This is a genomic window from Rhizobium vallis (assembly GCF_003985155.1).
GTDB classification, from domain to species: Bacteria; Pseudomonadota; Alphaproteobacteria; order Rhizobiales; family Rhizobiaceae; genus Rhizobium; species Rhizobium vallis.
Map to the genome: position 1 here is coordinate 198,153 of NZ_ML133694.1, position 17,407 is coordinate 215,559.

The window sequence follows — 17,407 nt, forward strand, 5'->3', positions numbered from 1 at the left end:
CTCGATGACCGGGGATCTCGAGCTGCAGGCATTGCTGCGCCTGACGGCATGGCTCTCGCCAGCCTTCCCAATCGGCGGTTTTGCCTATTCGGGCGGGCTGGAGCGGGCGGTGGCCGATGAGCTCGTCACCGATGCGAGCTCGCTGGCGGCCTGGATCGGTACGCTGATCGGTCATGGTTCAGCCTGGAACGATGCCGTCTTGCTGGCCGAAAGCCACAAGCGCCATGCCGACTCCGCGCATCTTGCCGAAATCGCCGCACTCGCCGAGGCGCTCGCCGGATCGCGCGAGCGTCATCAGGAAACGATGCTGCTCGGCGAGGCTTTCGTCGCGGCTGCGCGGGCCTGGCCGGACAGCGTGTTCGAAAGGTTGCCTCAGAAGGCTGCTTATCCCGTTGCGGTTGGGGCGGTGACGGGCGCGCATGCTATCGCGCCAGAGAAGGCGCTCGCCGCCTTCCTGCATGCCTATGCCTCACAAGCGGTTTCGGCAGGCATCCGTCTTGGCGTCGCCGGGCAGAAGGATGGGGTTGCCGTGCTTGCCGGTCTCGAAGCGATCATCGCAGAGATCGCCCGGCAGGCGACCACCTCGACGCTTGACGATCTGGGTTCGGCGACGGTGCAGGCTGATATAGCAAGCCTTCGCCACGAAACCCAGGCGACGCGGCTGTTCCGGTCATAGCAGCGATCCAAAATTTCGGGAGCTGCGTCATTTGACGGTGGCGCGCACCAGCGGCGTCGCTATCATCAGGGTTCGATTGGAGTAAGACACATGAAATCAAGAAACGGACCTCTGCGCGTCGGCATCGGCGGACCGGTCGGCTCGGGCAAGACGGCGCTGACGGAAAAGCTCTGCAAGGCGATGCGCGACGACTATTCCGTCGCCGTCGTCACCAACGACATTTATACGACCGAAGATGCCGAGGCGCTGGTGCGCATGCAGGCGCTGCCTTCGGACCGTATCGTCGGTGTCGAGACGGGCGGTTGCCCGCATACGGCCATTCGCGAGGATGCGACGATCAATCTTCAGGCGATCGCCGGCCTCAACGAGCGGATTCCCGATCTCGATGTCGTCTTCATCGAATCCGGCGGCGACAATCTGGCGGCGACCTTCTCGCCCGATCTTGCCGATATCACCATCTACGTCATCTCCGTCTGCCAGGGCGAGGAAATCCCGCGCAAGGGCGGGCCGGGGATCACCCGCTCGGACCTGCTGGTCATCAACAAGAAGGATCTCGCACCCCATGTAGGCGCCGATCTCGAGGTGATGGACCGGGATGCGGCGCGCATGCGCGCGAGCCGCCCCTTCGTGTTCTCCGACATGAAACGCGGCGACGGGGTCAGCTCGATCGTCAGCTTCCTCAGGGAGCAGGGCGGGCTCTAGATTCGTACGATTTCAGCCCGAATCGACCTAGAGCGATCTCATTTTTCTCGGAGTCGGCATAGGATTCCCAAGTCTGAGGCACGCCTCCAGGAAGAGCGACCGGCGACGGGCGTTCTTCCCTAACGACGGAAAGCAGCATGGGGCAGCCGCGACAATCGCCGCCGCGTGGACACGCGGCCGGAATGCCGGCCTTGCCGTTCGGTGTGCACATGGTTCTTCTCCGGAAATGGTCGACGATGCCACGGGCGGAGCCTCGATCCTCCGCCCGCAGCAATCTTTTCAGGCGGCCAGCTTCAGCGCGTCGGCAAGCATAGCGAAGTCGCCGACCGAAAGCCCCGGACGGACGGCAAAGTCGATGACTGCCTGGAAGATTTCCGGCGGCGCATCCTTCTTCATGGCGCCGAGCAGTGCCGCACGCTCGGCCGGATTGATCGCCGGGATCATGAGGCGCATGAAGGCCATGCTCTTCTCCGGCGGCAGGGAGCCGATAATGCGCATTTCGATGCCGAATATTTCCTGGTCGGTGAAGTTGCGCCACAGCAGAGGGCCGGTCACCGCCTCCTCCTCATGCATATGTGCGAAGTCGTCGGCGATATAGGCGGCAAAGGCGAGATAGAGTTTGCGGCCGCAGGCGGACTTGTGCAGCGGCCAGGCGTTCTCCCAGGCGACGATCAGTTCCTCCAGTTCGCGGAAGGCGGTGCGGTGGTCGTCGTGCTGCTCGTCCAACGTGACGGTCGAGACGCCTTTGGCGGCAAGCGCCGTGTGGATGTTGTCGTCCTCGTGACTGACGTGGGAGGCGGCAAGCATCAGGTAGTGGCGCAGGTCGCCGATCAGGAAGACCGTCTCCTCGACATTCTGGAAATCGGCCGTGCCGAGGCGTCCGAGCAGGTCACAGCCGGCCTTGCGCAGGCCCTTGTGTATCGCGCCGTAAATGTCGTAACGGCCGTTGAGATCGGGGATGCTGGTAAGCGAGAATTCGTGGCTCACGATGGTTTTCCTCTCGTTGGCCGGCGCCTCCTTATGTGCGCCGGGCTGATGGCCTGAGATAACCTAGGCCGTTGCGAGGCGCTTCCTAAAACCATCCTAAGCAATTGAAACGATTGCTAAGAATATCCTAACTAATTATCATCGCCTGACATCGGGGGGACAAGCATTGCTGGGGCCGGAACTTGTGGAATTCATAGAGAGTCCCGTGATGATCCTGTTCGCGACGCGCGACGAGACCGGCCGGCCGATGATTGGCCGCGGCTCCGGCGTGCGCGTCGACCGGCAGAGCGGGCATCTGCACTTCCTCGCCTCCCGCAGCCAATGGCCTGATGCCGTGGGCGAGGCGCTGGACGGCCGGCCGATTGCCACGACCTATGTGCGGGCGGCCGACTACAAGGCCTGCCAGATCAAGGGTCGAGTCCTCACGGCGGGGCCGGCGGATGCCGCCTTCCGGGCACTGGGCCAGTCCTATGTCTCAGAACAGCTCGCGCGGATGCTGGCGCTCGGGGTCACCCGGATGCAGCTCTCGAGCACACTCTCGGACCAGGAACTCGTCTGCATAACGATCGAGCCGCAGGAGATCTTCGAGCAGACGCCCGGGCCGGGCTCCGGACGCCGGCTGACGCCGGAAGCCGTCGCATGATTCCGCTCGAAAGGCTGCGGGACAGTTTCGAGGGTGTCATTCCTTCCGTCATCGCCACGACCGATGCGGACGGCATGCCCAATATTTCCTATCTCTCACACGTGCATTACGTCGACGAGACGCATGTCGCGCTCTCCGACCAGTTCTTTTCCAAGACCGCCGCCAATGTGGCCCGCAACGGGCTTGCGACCGTGATGGTCGTCGATGGCTACAGCGGCCAGCAGCACGTGCTCGACCTGGTGTTCGAGCGTTCCGAGACGGAGGGCGAGACATTCGAGCGGATGGCGATCCATCTGGCGATCCTGGAAAGCCGGATGAGCGGGATCATGAAGCTGCGCGCCGTCGACATCTATCACGTGGAGGACTGCCGGGCCGTGCCGGCCCCCCATCCGCTGATCGAGCCGGAGCCGCTCGTGCTGCCCGACTTGATGGGCAAGGTGGCGAGGCTGACGGCACGGATGTCAGACTGCAGCGATCCGGAAACGCTGCTCGACGTGACGCTTGAGGGCCTCGGCAAGTTCTTCGGCTACAACCATTCCATGGTGCTGGTGCCGGACGGCGAACGCGGCGGGCTGACGACGATCGCCAGCCGCGGCTACGACCAGTTCGGTTTTGGCGCCGAGGTTTCTCCCGGGCGCGGCATTATCGGAATTGCGGCCGAGCGGCAACGCAATGTGCGAATCACCGACTTGAGCCGCGGCCAGCGCTACATCCAGGCGGTGCGGACCATGGCAGGCGTCGAGGATACGACGCCGATTCCGCTTCCGGCGCTCGACAAGCCACTCAGCCAGATCGCGCTGCCGCTTGTCGCGCGGGGAAGGCTCGTCGGCGTGCTGTTCTCGGAATCGACGGAACGGTTTACCTTCCGCCATCGCGACGAGGAGGCGCTGATAGTGATCGCCGCGCATCTGGCCACTGCGCTCTCCTTTCATTCCGAGGAACGCGAGCGGGCGGAGACGGGCCAGCGCGAGAAGGCGGAGGCGCCAGCCGTCGAGGCGGGGAGCGTGCCTGCCGGTCGGCGCATCGCCGTGCGCTTCTATCCACGGGACGGCTCGCTGTTCGTCGACGACGACTATCTCATCCGCGGTGTGCCGGGGCGGCTGCTCCTGCACTTCCTTGAAGACTATGTGCGCATCGGCAAGCAGGACTTTCTGAACCGCGAGATACGCCGCGACCGGCGCCTGCAACTGCCGGACTTCAAGGACAATCTGGAGACCCGGCTGATCTTGCTGCGCCGGCGACTGGAGGAAAAGGCGGGCCCGATCATGCTCGAGCGCGCCGAGCGCGGCCGCCTGCGGCTCATCCTCGCCGGCCGTCCCGAGATTGAGGTGGTGGAAGACTGACCGCGGCGGGTTTCCCCTGCTGGCGACAAATCCGACCAAGCGGCGGAATTGATTTCGCTCAAATGCTGAGATGACCGATAAAACGAAACGAGCCGGAAGATCGCTTCCGGCCCGTTTTGATTTCGCTGACGCTGCTCACTCCGCCGCGAAGGGCGGCAGGCGGAGGACATTAGTGTCGTTGGCGCCCTTGCGCTTGCTTTCCGGCTTCTCGATCGCGGTCAGGCGTTCATCCAGCGCGCCGATATCGCTCTGGTTCTCGCGGGTGACACGGGTGAGATCCTCGCGCGACAGCGGCAGGTCCTCCTCGTCCTTCCTGCCGACTAAGCGGCCGAACATCCAGCCGAGCAGGCGGGACAGATCGTCCATGATCAGGAAGAAAGAGGGCACGACGACGAGCGAGAGTACCGTCGAGACGATGATGCCGCCGATCACCGCGGTCGCCATCGGCGCGCGGAACGAGCCGCCTTCGCCGACGCCGAGCGCGGAAGGCAGCATGCCCGCCGACATGGCAATCGAGGTCATGATGATCGGCCGGGCGCGCTTGCGGCCGGCTTCCACCATCGCCTCGACGCGAGGCATGCCCCGGTGGCGCATCTCGATAGCGAAATCGACGAGCAGGATGGCGTTCTTGGTGACGACACCCATCAGCATCAGGATACCGATCATGACCGGCATCGACAGCGGGTTGCTGGTGATGATCAGTGCGGCGGCGACGCCGCCGATGGCGAGCGGCAGCGAGAACAGGATGGTGAAGGGCTGGATAACATCCTTGAAGAGCAGGATCAGCACCGTCAACACCAGCAAGAGGCCCATCAACATGGCGTTGACGAAGCTCTGCTGCATCTCGGTCTGGACCTTGGTATCGCCGCTTTCGGCAAGGTGCACGCTGGCCGGGATCTTGGCATCGTTGACGATCTGGCGGAAGCGGGCCGAAGCCGTATCGAGCGCCACCCCCTGCGGCAGGTCGGAGCCGATCGAGACGACGCGGTAGCGGTTGTTGCGCTTGATCGAGCTGACGCCTTCCGAATAGTCGATATTGGCGACGCTTGCGAGCGGAACGGTGCCGCCGCTGGCGGTCTGGATCTTCAGCGCCCGGATGGCCGCAAGGTCGCGGCGCATGTCGACCGCGGCCTGAACCCGGATCGGGATCTGGCGATCGTCGAGCGAGATCTTGGCAAGGGCCGCATCGACATCGCCGATGGTGGCGACGCGGATCGTCTCGGAGATTTGCTGCGGCGTGATGCCGAGGCGGGCGGCTTCGTCCTTGCGCGGGCGGACCTGCAGTTCCGGACGGGGCAGGGCGCCGTCGGCGCTGACATTGGCCAGCAGCGGGTCGGCGCGCAGCTTGGATTCCAGAATGCCGACCGCATCATTCAGGTCCTTCTCGTTCTTGGAGAGGAAGTTGAAGGACAGGTCGCGTTCGCCGCGGTCGTTGAGCTTGAGGATATGGACGTCGGGAATGTCGCGCAGCTTGGCGAAGACTTCCTTTTCGATATTCCATTGCGGACGTTCGCGGCCGTGGACTTCCACCTTCGGCAGCATCGGACCGATGACTGGAATATGGCCGAGCACGTCGTTGACCACCTTCTTGACCAGCGACTGGTCGAGCTTGTGAAGTGCAAGTGTGATGGTCGCGCGGCGCAGTTCGAGTTCGCCCTTCGGCGATGCGCCGCCGAGAACGAAGACACTTTCGACGCCGTTGATGTCCTTGACCCTGTCATAGATCGCATCGGTCGTCTTCTCGGTGTCATCGAGCCGCGCATTGGGCGGCAGTTCGACGGAGAGAACGATGCGCGAGGCGTCTTCCGGCGGCAGGAAGCTGCCGGGAACCTGCATCAGCAAGAAGACAGAACCGACCAGGAAACCGATCGCAGCAAGCAGGGTCGCGTAACGCGTGTACCAGTGCCCGGTCGTGCCGCGCACCAGGCGCGTATAGCCCTTCATCAGCAGGCCGTCATTGTCGTGATGGTCTTCCATGCCGTCTTCGGCACGCATCAGATAGGCGGCCATCATCGGGGTGATGAGGCGCGCCACCATCAGCGAGAAGAAAACGGAAAAGGCGACCGTCAGGCCGAACTGGATGAAGTACTGGCCCGGAATGCCCGGCATGAAGGAAACCGGCACGAAGACGGCGATGATCGTGAAGGTGGTGGCGATGACGGCAAGGCCGATTTCATCAGCCGCCTCGATCGCCGCCCGATAGGGTGTCTTGCCCATCTTGATATGGCGGGCAATGTTTTCGATTTCCACGATCGCGTCGTCGACGAGAATACCCGTCGCAAGCGTCAGGGCGAGGAAGCTGACGAGGTTCAGCGAGAAGCCCATCATGTCCATCACCCAGAAGGTCGGGATCGCGGAGAGCGGCAGCGCGATAGCCGAGATCAGGGTCGCGCGCCAGTTCCTGAGGAACAGAAGGACGACGATGATGGCAAGCAGTGCGCCTTCGAGCAACGTATCGATGGCCGCTTCGTAGTTGCCGTGAGTGAAATAGACCGAATCGTCGATCATCTCGATCTTCACATTCGGGTTTTCGCTCCGCACCTTGTCGAGGCTCTGCGCTACGGTCTTGGCGACGCTGACTTCGCTTGCGCCCTTCGAGCGGAAGACGCCGAAGGTCACAACAGGCGTATCGTTGAAGCGCGAGAAGGATTTCGGCTCCTCGTAGGTGTCCTTGATGACGCCGAGATCGGATAGCTTGACGAAACGGCCGCTCGGCAGCGCAATCGTCGTGTCTGCAAGCTCGGCGACGTTGCGGGCGTCGCCGAGAACGCGGATCGCCTGCTCGCTGCCTGCCACCTGGCCGCGGCCGGAGCCGAGGTCGACGTTGGTGCCGCGCAGCTGCTCGTTCACGCTTGCGGCGGTGATGCCATGGGCGTTGAGCTTGTCGGGGGTGAGTTCGATGCGCACTTCGCGCTCGGCGCCGCCGTAACGGTCGACGCGGCCGATGCCGGACTGGCCTTGCAGCGAACGCTTGATCGTGTCGTCAACGAACCAGGAGAGTTCCTCCAGCGACAGGTCAGGCGAGGAAACGGCGAAGGTCTGGATCGCCTGGCCTTCGACATCGACCTTGGAGACGATCGGTTCTTCGATATTTGCCGGCAGATTGCTGCGGATACGGTCGATCGCGTCCTTGGTGTCCTGCACGGCCTGTTCGGTCGGCACTTCCATGCGGAACATGACGTTGGTCTGCGAGCTGCCGTCGGTCACCGTCGACTGGATCTCATCGATGCCGGTGATCGAGGCGACCGCATCTTCGATCTCCTTCGTCACCTGCATTTCGAGTTCGGCAGGCGAGGCGCCGCTCTGCGTCACACTGATCGAAACGAGCGGCACGTCGATGTTCGGGAAGCGCGTGATCGGCAGCTTGTTGAATGATTGCATGCCGACGAAGATCAGCAGGCAGAAGGCCAGAAGCGGCGCGATGGGATTTCGAATGGACCAGGCTGAAAAATTCATCGGATGGTCTCTTTAGTTGGAAGCCGAGGGCTGCTCGTGCACCGGTGTGATGTGGTCGCCGTCGCGGACATAGGCGCCCGCCTTGGCAACGACCTCGTCGCCGGTCTTCAATCCACTGATGATTTCGACATAGGGGCCGTCCTGAATGCCGGTTTCGATCTTTGCGAATTTCACCACGCCGGCCTCGACCTTGCGGGCGGAGGAGCCTTCGTTACCGGTGAGAACCGCGGTCAGGGGAAGCGATACGCCTTCGGTCTCGCGCACGATGATCTCGGCGCTGCCATACATGCCGGAACGCGCCTTGCTGTCATCGTCGATAGAGATATGGACGAGGCCGAGGCGCGTCACCGGATCGACGGTCGGCGAAACCAGGCGCACGGCGCCGGAAAGTTTTTCACGGCTGCCGGAGAGCGATACCGTCGCCTTCTGGCCCGGCACGACCCTGACGATGTCGCTTTCGGCGACTTCGGCGACCAGCTCGACATCACCGTCGCGAATGATGGTGAACAGCGGGTTTCCGTTGCCGGCGGCAATGGCGCCGACCTTGGCGTTCTTTGCCGCGATCGTGCCGGCGACCGGCGTCTTCACGTCGGTGCGCGCCAGCTTCAGATCGGCATCGGCGATCTGGCTGTCGAAGACCTTAAGATCGGCTTCGGCGACCTCGATCGCCTGTTCGGCGGAGACGACACGGGCATTGGCGGCGGCGGCGGTCGCATCGGCCTGCTCGACCTGGGCGGTGGAAACCGTGCCCTTCTTGCCCATTTCCTGGGCGCGGACCTGCTGTTGCCTTGCCTGCTCGGCATTGGCCTGTGCCTCGATGAGCTGGGCGCGCAGCTGGGCAAGGCTTGCCTCGCCCTTGGCCTTCGTCGCCATCATCTGGCTCTTCGTCAGGACCAGCGCGTCATCGTTCAGCGTCGCCAGCGTGCTTTCGGCCTGGACCTTGTCGCCTATATCGGCTTTCAGCGTGCGGATCGAGAGGCCTTCGACCTGTGGCTGGATATAGACTTCCTCGACGGGTTTGACCGTTCCCGTACCGATGACGCGGTCGACGAGGGTGCGATTAACAGCTGTGGTGACGACGATCGCCGGCAGGTTCTGTTGCGGCTTTGCAACCGGCGCTTCCTGCGAAAATGCGGTGGATGCAGCGAGAGCCGCTGCAAAAAGCGTGGATGTTCCTAGAATTCCAAACGGCTTAAGTGCCATGCGTCCTGGTCCAATCTTGTCATAAGGTTAGCCGAATTCGCGCGTCTGCCATTTCAGCTCGCGACCAGGCCACTGCCTTTCCTGCACTCTCAGGGGTATCCACACATCATTTGCCGTCTTCATCCCTCGCCGGCAAATCGGCTTCTAGTTGGTATCGATTTGCTCGATATGCAAGCCCAGCGGAAAACAATTCCCCATGAGCCGATAATAATTACCATCGGAGCCTGAATCAATCACTGCAGGGTTATGCGAACATTACGATGATTGATCAAGCTTCTGCCCCTATGACGTTTGACACGGGATAAATGCGACAGTGGCAAGGCATTTTTTTCATCTCGGTGGAAAAAACACGAAACGCGCGGAGATCTCTCCGCGCGTTTCGCTTCGCATCCCGGCGTAATTACTTGGAAGCAGCGTCGGTGATGTCGTGCGTCCAGGCGCCCGAGGGCTCCTTGCTGATGATCTTCTGATCGAGCAGCGCCTTTGCCGTGCGGGCATAGAGCGCCTCATCCAGCTTGCCGGAGCCGTCGCCGACGAGCTTGGCGACTTCGCCCATCATGCGCTTCTGGTGGTTCTCGTCCTGGCCGCCATTGTCCATGACGATCTCGGCGGCTTCATCAGGATTCTCGGTCGCATATTTCCAGCCCTTCAGCGAGGCGCGGACGAACTTGACCATCTTCTCCTTGAAGGCTGGATCCTTCAGCTTGTCTTCCATCGCATAGAGGCCGTCTTCCAGGAGGTCGTTGCCCATCGCGGTATAGTTGAAGACCGTCAGTTCCTCCGGCTTGAAGCCGGCATCGATCGCCTGCCAATACTCGTTATAGGTCATGACGGAGATGCAGTCGGCCTGCTTCTGGACGAGCGGCTGCACGTCGAAGCTCTGCTTCAGCACGGTAACGCCATTCGGCCCGCCTTCCGTGGACAGACCCAGCTTGTTCATCCAGGCGAAGAAGGGATACTCGTTGCCGAAGAACCAGACGCCGAGCGTGTGGCCCTTGAAATCGGCCTCGGTCTTGACCGGCCCGTCCTTGCGGCAGATCATTTCCAGGCCCGATTTCTGGTAGGGCTGGGCGATGTTGACGAGCGGAACGCCCTTTTCGCGGGCAACCAGCGCGCCGCCCATCCAGTCGACGATGACGTCGGCGCCGCCGCCGGCGATCACCTGCTCGGGGGCGATATCGGGACCGCCCGGCTTGATGTCGACGTCGAGGCCTTCTTCCTTGTAGAAACCCTTCTCCTTGGCGACGTAGTAACCGCCGAACTGGCCCTGCGTGACCCATTTCAGCTGCAGGACCACCTTGTCTGCGGCCATCGCATGGGCTGCTGCAAGCGACATCGCGCTTGCCATCATTGCAACCATCAACTTTTTCATTTTCTTTTCCTTACCCTCTGAAGTTATGCCCGAGCCGTTTGCGAAGCCCGGGCGCGCCTAGCCACCACGGATAGACGGATGCCAGAAAGTCACCGCCCGTTCCGTCAGGGCGATGACGCCATAGAAGATCGAGCCGGCCAGCGCCGCAACGGCGATTTCCGCCCAGACCATGTCGACATTCATGCGGCCGATCTCGGTGGAGATGCGGAAGCCCATGCCGACGATCGGCGTCCCGAAGAATTCCGCAACGATGGCACCAATCAGCGCCAGCGTCGAGTTGATCTTCAGTGCGTTGAAAATGAAGGGCATCGCTGCCGGAAGCTTGAGTTTCAGCAGCGTCTGCCAGTCGCTCGACGCATAGGTGCGCATCAGGTCGCGCTCCATGCTGCCGGAGGCGGCAAGGCCAGCGACCGTGTTCACCAGCATCGGGAAGAAGGTCATGATGATGACGACGGCGGCTTTCGACGGCCAGTCGAAACCGAACCACATTACCATGACGGGGGCGACGCCGATGATCGGCAGCGCCGAAACCATGTTGCCGATCGGCAGGAGGCCGCGGCGCAGGAAGACGACGCGGTCAGCGAGCACCGCGACGACGAAGCCGCTGAGGCAGCCGACGATATAACCGATCAGCACCGCCTTGAAGATCGTCTGCCTGACATCGTCGCCGAGGATCGGTAGCGAGGCCATGATGCGCGCGCCGATGGCGCTCGGCGGCGGCAACAGGATGAAGGGAACGCCGGCGCCGCGGGTCACCGCTTCCCACAGAATGAGGATCCAGGCGCCGAAGATCGCCGGGATCAGGAGTTCGAGCGCCGACTTGCCGACCGCGGTGACGGGCTGCAATTTCGAGAGCTCCGTGACGCATCTCCAGGCAAGCAGCCAGGAGGAAAGGAGCAGCAGGAAGAAAGCCCGTGTTGCCGTAGCCTCGTTGCCGGAAAGGGCCGAAAGCAGCATCCAGGCGGCGCCATGGGCGCCGATGAACAGCACAGTGGCGCGGTAGGCCGGCGGCTGCGGCGCAAAAGACAGAAGAGCGGTCGCAGCGACGATGATGAAGATGAGGCTCACTGTGCCGTCACTCAAGGGTCGCGCCGCGCTCTCAGCCAGAAGCGGCAGGCTCGCCAGCGCGGCGATGCAGAGAAGAAGGGCGACTATGCCCTGCCAGGAGAAGGTCAGATGTCTCATGCCGGCCTCCCGCCCATGGCCCGGTCGACGATCTTTGCCGCAAGGCCGACGATCGCGACCAGGGCGCCCGCAAGCAGCGAGCCGACGACGAGGGCGGCCCAGATATCGATGGTCTGGCTGTAATAGGAGCCGGCGAGCAGCTTCGAGCCGATGCCGGCGACAGCACCCGTCGGCAATTCGCCGACGATGGCGCCGACGAGGCTTGCGGCAATCGCGACTTTCATCGAGGTAAAGAGAAAGGGGATCGAGGCTGGGACGCGCAGCTTCCAGAAAGTCTGCATGGGGCTCGCATAATAGGTGCGCATCAGGTCGAGATGCATGATTTCGGGCGAACGCAGCCCTTTCACCATGCCGACGGCGACGGGAAAGAAGGAGAGGTAGGTGGAGATCAGCGCCTTGGAGACGAGACGGGAGGCGTCGGAATCGAGGTTCAGGAGATGCGCGAGCGCATTGTCGCCGGTCAGTACGTTGTAGGAGATGATGACGATCATCGGCGCGATGGCAAGGATCGGTATGGTCTGGCTCGCCACCAGCCAGGGCATCAGCGAGCGGTCCATGGCGCGGTTGTGGACGATCAGTACGGCCAGAAGGATGCCGAGCACCATGCCGAAGCCGAAGCCGAGCAGGGTGGAGGAGAGCGTCACCCAGCCGTGGTAGACGAGGCTGCGATTGCTCGAAAGGCTGCGCAGGACAGTGTTCTCGTAGACGTTCTGCGCCACCTGATGCGGCGCCGGCAAGATCGGTTTCGGCTGCGCCAGCGTCTTGCCGATGAATTCGAAGGTCGTCGGCGTGACGCCGGCACGGCTGTCCATGTCGCGCTGGAACGGCGCGTTCATGAGAACGGCGGCGACGTACCAGATGACGACGAGGGCGAGCAGGATGGTGGTGACGGGGACGATCTTGTTCTTGAAGGTGTCGGGTTTCATGCTGCTCGCTCCTTCAAAAATGGAGCGGCGTGTTTTTCGATGGTGATGAACACGTAGTCAGGTCCATCAAGCACCTGTGCGTTGTCGAAGCGCAGCACGTTGAAACCCTCGCTGCGTAGGAATGCGTCGCGGGCAAGGTCGTGGCGGCGGCCGTGGGCGGTCTCGTGGCTGTCACCATCGACTTCGACGATCAGTCGCGCTGAAAGCCAGGCGAAATCGGCGATATACGGGCCGATCGGCGTCTCGCGTCTGAACCTCGCTCCAAGGGGCCTGAGATCGCGAAGCATATCCCACATTGCCGCCTCCGCCTTTGTCAATTCACGGCGTAGGCGTTTCGCCGTTTCGCGGGTTTTGGGAGTGATGTTGGAATGTGGCATTAGACCCCTCCCCAACCCCTCCCCACAAGGGGGAGGGGCCAACATGCGGCGCTCGCCGAGTTCTCCACGAAACGTTGCAGGAGAGCGCTGCCGTTGCCGAGGGCTTCGGCGCTAAAGTCCCTCCCCCTTGTGGGGAGGGGTTGGGGAGGGGTCTTTTGACACAACACGCGCCTAAACCTCATGGCTATGCCCCGTTCTCAGCCCCTCGCGGACGCGATGGGCGATTTCCAGGAATTCGGGGGTGTCGCGGATGTCGAGCGGGCGTTCGGCCGGTAGGGGCGAGTCGATCACATCGGTCACGCGGCCGGGGCGCGGCGACATCACGACGATCTTGGTCGAGAGGTAGACGGCCTCGGGGATGGAATGGGTGACGAAGCAGATCGTCTTGTTGGTGCGGGCCCAGAGTTTCAGCAGTTCTTCGTTCAGATGGTCGCGGACGATTTCATCAAGTGCGCCGAAGGGCTCGTCCATCAGGAGCAGGTCGGCATCGAAGGCGAGTGCGCGGGCGATCGAGGCGCGCTGCTGCATGCCGCCGGAAAGCTGCCAGGGAAATTTCTTCTCGAAGCCGGAAAGGCTGACGAGGTCGAGCGCCTCGGCGATGCGCCTGGTGCGGTCGGCTGCGGTATAACCCATGATTTCCAAGGGCAGGGCGATGTTGTTTTCGATGGTGCGCCAGGGATAGAGCGCCGGCGCCTGGAAGACATAGCCGTAGGCGCGGGCCTTGCGCGCCTCCTCCGGCGTCATGCCGTTGATCGAGATCTCGCCCGAAGTGCTCTTTTCGAGATCGGCGATGACGCGCAGGAAAGTCGTCTTGCCGCAGCCCGACGGGCCGATGAAAGAGACGAAGTCGCCCTTGCGGACATCGAGATTGACATCGGTCAGCGCGTTCACCGGGCCGTCATTCGCCTGGTAGGTGAGACAGAGATCCTTGGCGGATACGACGGAGGGTGCTTGCATCAATGCGACCGATCTTGTTTTCGCCGCTGGAAGGCGGTTTGCATGTTACCATCGCCGCAGGCCCTGCCGGCGGCACAATTCACGGAGAAAGAAAATGGACGCGACATCAAAACCCACCTGCCACATCGTTCGTCCCAGCCATGCCTATGACGGAAAGCAGGGGCTGAGCTATTTCGAAGGAATCGCGGCCGAGACGGTCGGCGCCAAGGGCATCTGCATGCACCTGCTGACGATCCCGCCCGGCGTGCGCGCCAAGGCGCATCTGCATGAGGCGCACGAGACGGCGATCTACATGCTCTCCGGCGTGGCCCATACCTGGTACGGCGACCGGCTGGAGCAGCACGTCGTCGTCCATGCTGGCGAACTCTTCTATATCCCGGCCGGTGTGCCGCATATGCCGGCAAACCTCAGCAGCACGCCATGCACGGCGATCATCGCCCGCACCGATCCGAACGAGCAGGAAAGCGTCGTGCTTCTGCCGGAGCTGGACGCGCTGGTGCCGGCGTGAGGTCATCGGCATGGAAGCGTCGATCCCCGATTGATGGTGGTTTCGCTACGCTCCATCGTCACACGCCGGTTGCCGGAATGCCGCTGCGTTCCACCTTGCGCGGAGAGGTGATCTCCTTCCAGGTGGACAGCGCCTTGCTGACGGCCGTGACCGGCTCGCGCCTGACGAACTCGCCGTGGCCCTCCTGGGTCTTGATGGTGCTTTCCTCGATCGCGACCACACCCCGCGTCAGCGTATAGCGCGGCAGGCCGGTGACTTCCTTCCCCTCGAAGACGTTATAGTCGATCGCCGACTGCTGGGCCTTGGACGAGATGGTCTTGGAGCGTTTCGGGTCCCAGACGACGATATCGGCATCGGCGCCGATGAGGATCGCGCCCTTTTTCGGATAGATGTTGAGGATCTTGGCGATGTTGGTCGAGGTGACGGCGACGAATTCGTTCATCGTCAGCCGGCCGGTGTTGACGCCGTGCGTCCAGAGCATCGGCATGCGGTCTTCGAGGCCGCCGGTACCGTTCGGGATCTTGGTGAAATCGCCGACGCCGAAGCGCTTCTGCGCTGTGGTGAAGGCGCAATGGTCGGTTGCGACCACCTGCAGCGAGCCGGAGGCAAGCCCCGCCCAGAGGCTATCCTGATGCTGCTTGCTGCGGAAGGGCGGCGACATCACGCGGCGGGCGGCGTGATCCCAGTCGGGATTGGAATATTCGCTTTCATCAAGCGTCAGGTGCTGGATCAGCGGCTCGCCGTAGACGCGCATGCCCTTGGAGCGGGCGCGGCGGATCGCCTCGTGCGCCTGTTCGCAGGAGGTGTGGACGATGTAAACCGGGCAGCCGGCCATATCGGCGATCATGATGGCGCGGTTGGTGGCCTCGCCCTCGACTTCGGCCGGGCGAGAATAGGCATGCGCCTCGGGGCCGTTATTGCCCTCTGCGAGCAGCTTTGCCGACATCGAGGCGACGACGTCGCCGTTTTCGGCATGCACCAGCGGCAGCGCGCCGAGTTCGGCGCAGCGCTGGAAGGAGGCGAACATCTCGTCATCGTCGACCATCAGCGCGCCCTTATAGGCCATGAAGTGCTTGAAGGTGTTGATGCCCTTGTCGCGGACGATGGTCTCCATTTCCTTGAAGACCTGCTCGCTCCACCAGGTGACCGCCATGTGAAAGGAATAGTCGCAATTGGCGCGGGTGGATTTGTTGTCCCACATGGTCAGCGCTTCGAGCAGCGACTGGCCGGGGGCGGGCAGGGCGAAATCGACGACCATGGTCGTGCCGCCGGAAAGCGCCGCGCGCGTGCCGCTCTCGAAATCGTCGGAGGAATAGGTTCCCATGAAAGGCATTTCGAGATGGGTGTGCGGGTCGATACCACCCGGCATGACATAACAGCCGGAGGCATCGAGCGTCTCTTTGCCCGAGAGGTTCGGACCAATCTCGATGATCTTGCCGCCGTCGATTTTCACGTCAGCCTTGTAGGTGAGGTCGGCCGTGACGATGGTGCCGTTCTTGATGACTGTGCTCATTCTCCGAACTCCCTGTCGCTGCGCGGTGCCTGCGCAAGCTGGTTATCCAATGACTGGCGGTAGCGGATGCAGCCGCGCATAAATTGAGGCCAATCGGGCACGATCTGACCGCCGGCCGGCGTATCAGGCAGGAGCGTCCACAGATCGGGATGATGCCAACAGAGTTCATGCCCCGACGTATCGCGGTGAACGCGGATCGCGTGGCGCATAGCTCGTGCCGCCGACAACAGATCAGCATGGCTCATGCTGTCCAGATCTGCGTCCGGATCCGTGATCACACCACAATCTCCGCCGTCTCCACAACCGCATGGAACAGCACATCGGCGCCCGCCGTCGCCCATTCCTTGGAGATTTCTTCCGCCTCGTTGTGCGACAGGCCGCCGACGCAGGGGCACATGACCATCGTCGCGGGCGCAACCTTGGCGGCCCAGCAGGCGTCGTGGCCGGCGCCGGAGATGAGGTTCATGTGGCTGTAGCCGAGGCGCTCGGCGGCGGAGCGAACCGAGGTGACGAGCTTTTCGTCGAAGGTGACCGGCGCGAAATGGCCGATTGCCTCGATGGAGCAGCCGACACCCAGCGCGTTGCAGATGTCAGGCGCTTGCGCCTCGATCTTTGCCCGCATGCGGTCGAGCTTGGCCTTGTCGGGCGAGCGGATGTCGACCGTGAAGACCACCTTGCCCGGCAGGACGTTGCGCGAATTCGGCGAGAAGAAGACCTGGCCGACGCCGCCGACGGCGCCCGGCTGTTCGCCCATGGCGACACCCTGGACCATTTCCAGGATGCGCGACATGGCAAGGCCGGCATTGACGCGCATGTTCATCGGCGTCGAGCCGGTATGGGCTTCCTTGCCGGTCAGCGTGAATTCCAGCCACCAGAGGCCCTGACAGTGGGTGACGACGCCGATCTGCTTGTCTTCGGCTTCGAGGATCGGACCCTGCTCGATGTGATATTCGAAATAGGCGTGCATCTTGCGGGCGCCGACCTCTTCGTCGCCGACCCAGCCGATGCGCTTCAGCTCGTCGCCGAAGAGATTGCCCTCTGGATCCCTGCGATTATAGGCAAAGTCCAGGCTGTGCACGCCGGCGAAGACGCCGGATGCCAGCATGGCGGGGGCAAAACGCGCGCCTTCCTCGTTCGTCCAGTTGGTGACGACGATCGGGTGCTTCGTCTTGATGCCGAGGTCGTTCATCGTGCGCACGACTTCGAGCGCCGAAAGCACGCCGAGCACTCCGTCATATTTGCCGCCGGTCGGCTGGGTGTCGAGGTGCGAGCCGACATAGACAGGCAGGGCATCGGGATCGGTGCCGGGGCGAGTGGCAAACATCGTGCCCATGCGATCGATGCCCATGGTCAGGCCCGCTTCGTCGCACCATGTCTTGAAAAGGCTTCGGCCCTCGGCATCCGAATCCGTCAGCGTCTGGCGGTTGTTGCCGCCAGCAATGCCGGGGCCGATTTTCGCCATGTCCATGAGACTGTCCCAGAGACGGTCGCCATTGACGCGCATGTTCTCGCCTGGTGCTGCCACCATTCTTATGCCCTCACCTGTTTGCGGCAGTCAT

Annotated in this window: 16 protein-coding genes; 5 read left to right on the top strand and 11 right to left on the bottom strand. The window is 62.7% G+C overall.

What is annotated here, in order from left to right:
• Positions 1–4 precede the first annotated feature (4 nt).
• Positions 5–676 (top strand): urease accessory protein UreF, encoded by a 672-nt coding sequence (locus tag EFQ99_RS23780; RefSeq protein ID WP_126923665.1) that lies wholly within the window; start codon positions 5–7, stop codon positions 674–676.
• Between the two features lie 90 nt (positions 677–766).
• Positions 767–1,378 (top strand): urease accessory protein UreG, encoded by a 612-nt coding sequence (gene ureG / locus EFQ99_RS23785; RefSeq protein ID WP_126923666.1) that lies wholly within the window; start codon positions 767–769, stop codon positions 1,376–1,378.
• Positions 1,379–1,657: 279 nt separating this feature from the next.
• On the opposite strand, the gene EFQ99_RS23790 is transcribed toward ureG, so the two are convergent.
• Positions 1,658–2,365: a hemerythrin domain-containing protein gene (locus tag EFQ99_RS23790; protein ID WP_126923667.1), complete on the bottom strand. Its 708-nt coding sequence runs from the start codon at positions 2,363–2,365 to the stop codon at positions 1,658–1,660.
• Between the two features lie 184 nt (positions 2,366–2,549).
• Here EFQ99_RS23790 and EFQ99_RS23795 point away from each other — a divergent pair, with 184 nt between their 5' ends.
• Together EFQ99_RS23795 and EFQ99_RS23800 are read left to right on the top strand one after the other, a co-directional pair.
• Complete coding sequence (locus EFQ99_RS23795; RefSeq protein ID WP_245441567.1) at positions 2,550–3,008, top strand: hypothetical protein; 459 nt, start codon at positions 2,550–2,552, stop codon at positions 3,006–3,008.
• The gene (locus EFQ99_RS23800) at positions 3,005–4,351 is read left to right on the top strand and encodes a GAF domain-containing protein (protein WP_126923669.1); all 1,347 of its coding nucleotides are present in this window, start codon (positions 3,005–3,007) and stop codon (positions 4,349–4,351) included. The genes EFQ99_RS23795 and EFQ99_RS23800 overlap by 4 nt, the downstream gene beginning before the upstream one ends.
• A gap of 135 nt (positions 4,352–4,486) precedes the next feature.
• On the opposite strand, the gene EFQ99_RS23805 is transcribed toward EFQ99_RS23800, so the two are convergent.
• The 7 genes from EFQ99_RS23805 to EFQ99_RS23840 all read right to left on the bottom strand — a co-directional run bounded on the left by EFQ99_RS23805 (position 4,487) and on the right by EFQ99_RS23840 (position 13,827).
• Positions 4,487–7,807: an efflux RND transporter permease subunit gene (locus EFQ99_RS23805; protein ID WP_126923670.1), complete on the bottom strand. Its 3,321-nt coding sequence runs from the start codon at positions 7,805–7,807 to the stop codon at positions 4,487–4,489.
• A gap of 12 nt (positions 7,808–7,819) precedes the next feature.
• Entirely contained in the window at positions 7,820–9,010 is a 1,191-nt protein-coding gene (locus EFQ99_RS23810) for an efflux RND transporter periplasmic adaptor subunit (protein WP_126923671.1), read from the bottom strand.
• A gap of 400 nt (positions 9,011–9,410) precedes the next feature.
• Entirely contained in the window at positions 9,411–10,382 is a 972-nt protein-coding gene (locus EFQ99_RS23815) for an ABC transporter substrate-binding protein (RefSeq protein WP_126923672.1), read from the bottom strand.
• A gap of 57 nt (positions 10,383–10,439) precedes the next feature.
• Positions 10,440–11,567: an ABC transporter permease gene (locus tag EFQ99_RS23820; RefSeq protein WP_126923673.1), complete on the bottom strand. Its 1,128-nt coding sequence runs from the start codon at positions 11,565–11,567 to the stop codon at positions 10,440–10,442.
• Entirely contained in the window at positions 11,564–12,493 is a 930-nt protein-coding gene (locus EFQ99_RS23825) for an ABC transporter permease (RefSeq protein ID WP_126923674.1), read from the bottom strand. Before EFQ99_RS23825 ends, EFQ99_RS23820 begins: the two co-directional genes overlap by 4 nt.
• Positions 12,490–12,915, bottom strand: coding sequence for an endonuclease domain-containing protein (locus EFQ99_RS23830; RefSeq protein WP_342635422.1), 426 nt, complete (start codon positions 12,913–12,915; stop codon positions 12,490–12,492). The genes EFQ99_RS23825 and EFQ99_RS23830 overlap by 4 nt, the downstream gene beginning before the upstream one ends.
• Positions 12,916–13,041: 126 nt before the next feature.
• Entirely contained in the window at positions 13,042–13,827 is a 786-nt protein-coding gene (locus EFQ99_RS23840; protein WP_126923677.1) for an ABC transporter ATP-binding protein, read from the bottom strand.
• Positions 13,828–13,921: 94 nt separating this feature from the next.
• Between EFQ99_RS23840 and EFQ99_RS23845 the strand changes: the two genes are divergently transcribed.
• Positions 13,922–14,335: a cupin domain-containing protein gene (locus EFQ99_RS23845; protein ID WP_126923678.1), complete on the top strand. Its 414-nt coding sequence runs from the start codon at positions 13,922–13,924 to the stop codon at positions 14,333–14,335.
• Positions 14,336–14,393: 58 nt separating this feature from the next.
• Here the strand turns inward: EFQ99_RS23845 and hydA are convergent, their stop codons facing one another.
• Genes hydA through EFQ99_RS23860 form a run of 3 tightly spaced genes read right to left on the bottom strand, consistent with a single transcriptional unit; the run spans position 14,394 to position 17,376 of the window.
• Positions 14,394–15,848 (bottom strand): dihydropyrimidinase, encoded by a 1,455-nt coding sequence (gene hydA, locus EFQ99_RS23850; RefSeq protein ID WP_126923679.1) that lies wholly within the window; start codon positions 15,846–15,848, stop codon positions 14,394–14,396.
• Positions 15,845–16,126 carry a hypothetical protein gene (locus tag EFQ99_RS23855; protein ID WP_126923680.1) on the bottom strand — a complete coding sequence of 94 codons (282 nt, stop codon included), beginning with the start codon at positions 16,124–16,126 and terminating at the stop codon, positions 15,845–15,847. The genes hydA and EFQ99_RS23855 overlap by 4 nt, the downstream gene beginning before the upstream one ends.
• Positions 16,123–17,376, bottom strand: coding sequence for a Zn-dependent hydrolase (locus EFQ99_RS23860; protein WP_126923681.1), 1,254 nt, complete (start codon positions 17,374–17,376; stop codon positions 16,123–16,125). The genes EFQ99_RS23855 and EFQ99_RS23860 overlap by 4 nt, the downstream gene beginning before the upstream one ends.
• Positions 17,377–17,407: the final 31 nt, after the last annotated feature.